8 protein-coding genes and 1 pseudogene are annotated in these 6000 nt (G+C 70.3%); 3 read left to right on the plus strand and 6 right to left on the minus strand.

The features are described 5' to 3' along the window. Positions 1-180: 180 nt before the first annotated feature. Entirely contained in the window at positions 181-441 is a 261-nt protein-coding gene (locus tag ACIHCM_RS09820) for a hypothetical protein (RefSeq protein WP_399891858.1), read from the plus strand. Positions 442-454: 13 nt separating this feature from the next. Here ACIHCM_RS09820 and ACIHCM_RS09825 read toward each other — a convergent pair whose 3' ends face one another. Next, entirely contained in the window at positions 455-1111 is a 657-nt protein-coding gene (locus ACIHCM_RS09825) for a TOPRIM nucleotidyl transferase/hydrolase domain-containing protein (protein ID WP_399891861.1), read from the minus strand. A 191-nt stretch (positions 1112-1302) separates the two neighbouring features. On the opposite strand from ACIHCM_RS09825, the gene ACIHCM_RS09830 reads away from it, so the two are divergent. After that, complete coding sequence (locus ACIHCM_RS09830; RefSeq protein ID WP_399891864.1) at positions 1303-1518, plus strand: hypothetical protein; 216 nt, start codon at positions 1303-1305, stop codon at positions 1516-1518. A gap of 62 nt (positions 1519-1580) precedes the next feature. Here ACIHCM_RS09830 and ACIHCM_RS09835 read toward each other — a convergent pair whose 3' ends face one another. The 5 genes and pseudogenes from ACIHCM_RS09835 to ACIHCM_RS09855 all read right to left on the minus strand — a co-directional run bounded on the left by ACIHCM_RS09835 (position 1581) and on the right by ACIHCM_RS09855 (position 4528). After that, the gene (locus tag ACIHCM_RS09835) at positions 1581-2732 is read right to left on the minus strand and encodes a glutathione-independent formaldehyde dehydrogenase (protein ID WP_399891867.1); all 1152 of its coding nucleotides are present in this window, start codon (positions 2730-2732) and stop codon (positions 1581-1583) included. A gap of 167 nt (positions 2733-2899) precedes the next feature. Continuing rightward, positions 2900-3139 (minus strand): hypothetical protein, encoded by a 240-nt coding sequence (locus ACIHCM_RS09840; RefSeq protein WP_399891870.1) that lies wholly within the window; start codon positions 3137-3139, stop codon positions 2900-2902. Between the two features lie 84 nt (positions 3140-3223). After that, positions 3224-3394, minus strand: coding sequence for a hypothetical protein (locus ACIHCM_RS09845; RefSeq protein ID WP_399891873.1), 171 nt, complete (start codon positions 3392-3394; stop codon positions 3224-3226). 30 nt (positions 3395-3424) lie between these two features. After that, positions 3425-3553: pseudogene (locus ACIHCM_RS09850) on the minus strand (winged helix-turn-helix transcriptional regulator); the annotation flags it as partial. Positions 3554-3574: 21 nt separating this feature from the next. Continuing rightward, positions 3575-4528, minus strand: coding sequence for a LysR family transcriptional regulator (locus ACIHCM_RS09855; RefSeq protein ID WP_399891876.1), 954 nt, complete (start codon positions 4526-4528; stop codon positions 3575-3577). 192 nt (positions 4529-4720) lie between these two features. Here ACIHCM_RS09855 and ACIHCM_RS09860 point away from each other — a divergent pair, with 192 nt between their 5' ends. Then, positions 4721-5641, plus strand: coding sequence for a DMT family transporter (locus ACIHCM_RS09860; RefSeq protein ID WP_399891879.1), 921 nt, complete (start codon positions 4721-4723; stop codon positions 5639-5641). Positions 5642-6000 lie beyond the last annotated feature (359 nt).

Below are 6000 nucleotides of genomic sequence, written 5' to 3' on the forward strand. Positions count from 1 at the left end.
GCGCAGTGGCGTATGAGGAGTCAATTGATTGACTCCTTCCTTCTTTTGATCGACTGCGAATCTCGGCCCCTTTCCGGCAGTTGATACTTCAAGCTTCTTCTCATTCCCCTGATGTGGCCGTGGCGCCCGCCCAGACCGCTGATCAGGCCGCGCGGTACGCCGAACTGGCGCCTGAATCAGGTGACGCCCGATCAGGTCACTGTGGAGTGGTTCGACGCGACCGTGTCCGTGTGGCGGCCGGTGGACCTGACGCCCGGCGGCACCGCCCCCTCCGGCTACCTCGGTACGGACGACGGACGCACGTCTCGCTCGCCCGCGCCGTACCGGCCCGGCCACCCTCCACCGCCCGGTGGCAGCGCCTCCCCGTTCGGCTCGGCCTCCGTCTCCGCCGCGCCGTCCGCCTCCCTCACGTCCGTCGCCCCGGCTCATGCGAGCCGATGACGTGACGGCCGCGTCAGACGTGCGTGAGCAGTCGCGCCAGCGGCCGGGGAACGCGGTCGAGGTCCAGGTGCGCGACCAGCGCCTGCGCGTACAGGGCCTTGCGGCCGCTGTGCGTGCCCATGAAGCGCCGCAGCTGGTGCTCCACGGGTCGTCCCCGCTGTGCAGGCTGGCCCTGGAACGTGCGGAACGGACGTGTCTCGCCCTGGTCCTCGATCACCTGCTGCACGCCTGCGGCCCCGAGGGCACGGATCAGCTCGTCCTCCAGATCGGCGACGCAGATGTGGAACCCGAGGGTCTCCAGTTCGGCGGGGGTGAGACCGGAGCCGAGCCCGACCCGCTCCAGATGCCGCCGGAAGTGCCGCTCCTCGCCGATGTCGCAGAGGCCGGCCAGCGGGAGGCCGAGCCCAGGGGGGCCACACACGTCGAGGAAGCGCCCGATGTTCGTCGCTCCCCCGAGCGGAACCACCGCGACGCCCTCCGCACCGAGGTCGCGGCCGTGGCGCGCGGCCAGAGCTTCGAGCGCGACCTGGTCACTGCTCCCCTCGACGAGCACGATCGTCCGCGCACCGCCACCGGCCAGCGCCCGAGCCACCTCGGCGGCCTCACCCGCCGCCGCCCCTCCGGCCGCCCACGCGACCAGCGCCCGGCGAAACCGCCTCAACTCGTCCACGAGACCTCGCTTCCCGAGGCCATCGTGGCACGGGCGGGATCTCAGCCGCACGCACGTTCTCCGGGCGACGACCGAGGAAGGCGGCGTGGCCGCGGCACCCGCGGCCGCCCGGCCGGCGACGGCACCTGCGCTGTCCCGAAGACCGCAGCGCCCCGAGTGCGGGCGTCCGGCGCAGCCCGCATCCTGTTGCCATGGCCATCGCACCGCCCGTGGTGATCTACCCACCCGCCGAGGACGGCGGCAGGCGGGTCCGCGTCGACCGGCACTTCGTGGGGATGGCGTACGGGCTCCTGGACATCGTCGAGTTCCTGCGGCTCGCGGGTCTGGACGACGTGGACGACGACTGGGTACGCCGGTCGGAACTCGTGGAGTGGCGTGGCGGCGGCCCGGACGCCTGGGAGGGCTGAGGGCCGGGGGCGACGGTGAGCAAGTGACGGCCCGGGCACCGGTGTGTGCCCGGGCCGGTGGCCTACGCGGCGAGTGCGTGGCCGGGGTGCAGGACCACCTTGGTGTAGCCCTCGATGCGCTTGTCGAACTTCTCGTACGCCCGCGGAGCGTCCTCCAGCGGCAGCTCGTGGGAGACCACGAAGCTGGGCTTGGCGCGCCCGGCGATGATCAGATCACGCAGCTGGCGGTTGTACCGCTTGACGTTGCACTGGCCGGTGCCCATCTTCTGGCCCTTCTCGAACATCCTGCCGATCGAGACCAGGAGCTGGCCGTGCTTGGCGTGCTCGTCGGGACCACCCGGGTCGGACGGTACGTACAGGCCGGGAATGCCGAGCCTGCCGGTCGCCCGTACCGTCTCGACGAGCTCGTTGAGGACGATGGCCGGTTCCTCATGGCTGGTGTCGTGTGCCTGGGCCTGGTATCCGACGGCGTCCACGCCCTTGTCGGTTCCTTCTCCGTTCGTCTGTTCCTTGATCTGTTCGGCCGGGTCGCCCTTGGTGAAGTCGATGGGGATGGCTCCGATCTCCTCCGCCTTGGCGAGCCGCTCGGGCACCCGGTCGACGGAGAACACCTTCGACGCACCGCGCAGCAGCGCCGAGTAGGCGGCCATCAGGCCCACCGGTCCGGCGCCGTAGACGGCCACGCTCTCTCCGGGTATCACCTGGGCGAGCTCGCAGCCGTGGTAGCCGGTCGGGAAGATGTCGGCGAGCAGGACGAAGTCCGTCTCGAACTGCTCACCCGCCGGCAGCTTCAGGCAGTTGAAGTCGGCGAACGGAACACGGAGCCGCTCCGCCTGCCCGCCCTTGTACGGGCCCATGGCCACGTAGCCGTAGGCACCGCCGGCGAAGCCGGGGTTGACCGTCAGACAGAAGCCCGTCTCGCCCGCGAGGCAGTTCTTGCAGAATCCGCACGCGACGTTGAAGGGCATCACGACACGGTCGCCCGTGGCCAGGGAGGTCACGCCGCTGCCGACCTCCTCGATGACGCCCAGGTTCTCGTGTCCGAAGACGATGCCCGGCTCTGCTGCCGTGCGGCCCTCGTACATGTGCAGGTCGGAGCCGCAGATCGCGGACGACGTGACCCGTACGAGCACGTCGTTGGGGTGCTGGATCCGCGGATCGTCGACGTCCTTCACCGTGACGCTGAAGGGCCTTTCGTAGACAACGGCTTTCACCCCTGTCACCTCCCGTGAGGCGTTGGAAGGCGGCCTAGAGGACGGGCCGCTGCTGGGGACGCACACGAAGGCGCGGCTTTCGGTATGCGCCGCGATCATGGGCTCGCCTCACCGCCGGTACTTCCAGGGAACGCCCATGGGGGAGGGGTCGCAACCCGCCTGGGCACTCATCGGCGTGGGGAGTTCGGGGGCTGCGCCGATGCCGTGGACGTCGATGCCGGGGGTTCGCCCGGCGGGGCCTGCGCCGCCCGGCAGGCAGGGCAGATGATCTGCGCGTGGCGCCCGTAGCGGTGGGTGAGCCCTTGGCAGCGCGGGCAGTATCCGACGTCGTGAGGTGCGCAGCCGAGCAGGCGCGCGGCGGCCGTCCGGTCCGTGGAGGGGGCGATGCGCTGGGGCATCTCGTCCATACGACCGAATGTACGTCCGGCGGGACCGGATGCACGTCCGGCGTTGCCGCCGTGTGCCGGGGCCCGGCGGCATGGGCCGTCTCCTCACGCCTTGCGGCGCCGGGGGGTGTCGATCGGCACCGCGTTCTCGATCGGGTCCGCCGCACGGGCCTGCACCAGGAGCAGGGCGTCGGCGGTGAGCTCCTTGCCGTCCTCGGCGATGACGGACAGGGGGCGGGGCGGCTGTCCGGTCCGGGCGTCGACGACCTGGGTCATCGGCTCGTCGTCCGCGAAGAGGTGCTTCGGCCCCCACTGGCGCAGTGCCGAGAGAACGGTGTGGAAATCCCGGCCCTTCTCGGTGAGGACGTACTCGTGGGAGTTCCCGAGCGGCGAGTCGTGGATCTCGAATATGCCGACGGCGACGAGCTTCTGCAGCCGTTCCGGGCCGCCTGTCCCTCAGGCGTGACTTGCCTGCTTGACCCCTGTCTCCGCGCCGGCCGCCTGCCGCAGGAGGTCGCCGAGGTGGCGGATGTCCGGACGCCGGGACGTGCCGGTGCGGCTGACGGCGTAGACGGTGCGGGTCACGGGGTGCAGGAGGGGGTGGAGACTGACGGGCCCCGATGTCGCGTCGGGGAGGGTCATACGGGGCAGGAGTGCCGCTCCCGCCCCCGCGGCGACCAGCGCCGCCAGCACGGAGAAGTCGTTGCTGCGCGAGCGGATGGCCGGAACGAACCCGGCGGCCCCGCAGGCGCGCTGGATCATCTCGTAGCAGGACGTCTCCGGCCCCGGGGTGAGCCAGGGACTCTCGGACAGGCGCGCGAGGTCGACGGTGTCTCCGGGGCCGATGCCCATGCGGGTGGCGTGATCAGGGTGGAGTGCGAGCAGAACGGGTTCCTCGAGGAGCTTGGTCTCCTCGCATCCGGACGGGAAGTCCCGCGGCAGCACGGTGTACCCGTGGACCACTGCCACATCGACATCCCGGCGGCGCAACGACTCGAGCGCCGCGCCGGGCTCCTGCTCGACGAGTTCCAGCTCCAGCGAGACGTCGGCTCCCTCGTCCGCCTCAAGGATGCGTCGCCATATGGGAGCCACCAGGGTGCGCGCGGCCGAGGCGAAGGCCGCGACGCGCACGATGCCGTGGCCGCCACCGCGGATGGCCTCCAGGGCGGACTCGGCGGCGGCCAGGTCGCTCAGCACGATCTCGGCGTGGGACACCAGCAGCTCACCGACAGGGGTGAGGCGCAGGGTGCGCCCCTGCTTCTCGACCACGGGCATCCCCACTTCCCGCTCCAGCGCCGCGAGTTGCTGGGAAATGGCGGGAGCGGTCAGGTACAGCGCCTGTGCGGCGGCCGCCACCGTGCCGTGTGTGGCCAGGTACTGCAGGACGCGGAGTCTTCTGACGTCCAGCATGAAGGCCTCCTTATGCATCGCGCCTGAAACATCAAGGATAGCCAGAGGCGGGGTGCGTCCGGAGCCCTTCCCGGAAATTTGCATAATTCAGACATCCTTGCACCCCTTCTTTCAGGGCAGTCAGCCACCCTTTATGGTTCGGCAAGAACAACTAACTAGATCTTTCGGGTTGCCGGGCTCATCGTGAGGGACATGAACGTGCACTCCAGCCCCCGCAGCTTCCTGGCCCTCGCAGGCGTCGTCGTGCTCTGGGCATCGGCATTCCCGGCCATCCGGGTCGGGGTCGACGGCCTCGGCGTGGCGGCACTGTCCTTCCTCCGGCTGGCCGTCGCCGCTCTCGTCCTGGTGGCGGTCGCACCGTTCCTGGGAGTTCGGCGCCCCAGGCGCCGGGACCTGCCGCTGATCGCGCTGGCCGGCGCGACCGGCATGACCGCCTACCAGATACTGCTCAACTGGGGTGAGGTCCATGTCTCAGCGGGTACCGCGAGCATGCTGATCGCCATCGCTCCGGTGTTCAGTGTGCTGCTGGGCAGGACGTTCCTGTCGGAGCGGGTGACGCGAACCGTGCTCGTCGGCAGTGGTGTCGCCATCGGCGGTTCCGTGATCGTCGCGCTCGGCGGTGGTTCCGCCGGGTTCTCCGTAGGCGCGCTGGTGGTTCTGGCGGCCGCCGTGGTGCAGGGGGCGTACCACGTCGTCTCCAAGCCGCTCCTTCGCCGCTACAGCGGCATGGAGGTCGCGACGTACGCGATGGTGGCCGGGACGGTTTTCGCGCTGCCCTTGCTTCCGGGGACGGTGCACGGTGTCGCCGGTGCTTCGGCCGGGGCGCTCGTGTCGGTCGCCTATCTGGGACTTCTGCCCTCCGCGCTGGGATTCGTGATCTGGGGGTACGCCGTGGCGCGGCTGCCGCTCGCGGTTTCCACGGCCGCCCTTTACCTGGTGCCGCCGGTCGCGCTCGTCGTCTCGTTCGTCTGGCTGTCCGAAATCCCCCGGCTCGCCGAGGTGGCGGGCGGCATCGTCATCATCGGGGGCGTGCTGCTGATCAACCGCCAGGCCCGCACGACCGCCGGCGACGGCCGCCGTGACGACCCCGTTCGTGAAGCTGCGGTTGATTAAGTGGCAATGAAGACTAACTGGACTTCACTAAAGCCCCAATTTAGGGTGAAGGTGGACGGCGCGGAAATGTGGGTGGCCGCCGCAGCGCCGCGAATAAAGCGGGGACAGTCGAAACTCTGCGAAAGCACAGCAAACGCCCGGTGTCCGTATGAAGACGGACGGTATCCAATCCACGGGTAGACCTGAAAAGCACTCCAGGTTTCGGCTTCCTCCCCCGTACGACTTCGAAGAACTCCAGAAGGTACGAGGAGGGGGGGGGGGCCCCCCCCCCCCCCCCGCCCCGGGGGGGGGGGCGGCCCCCCCCGGGGGGGGGGGCCGCCCCCCCCCCCACACCCGCGGGGGGGCGGCGGCGCGCGGGC

The organism is Streptomyces sp. NPDC052023, assembly GCF_044548465.1.
Classification (GTDB): Bacteria; Actinomycetota; Actinomycetes; order Streptomycetales; family Streptomycetaceae; genus Streptomyces.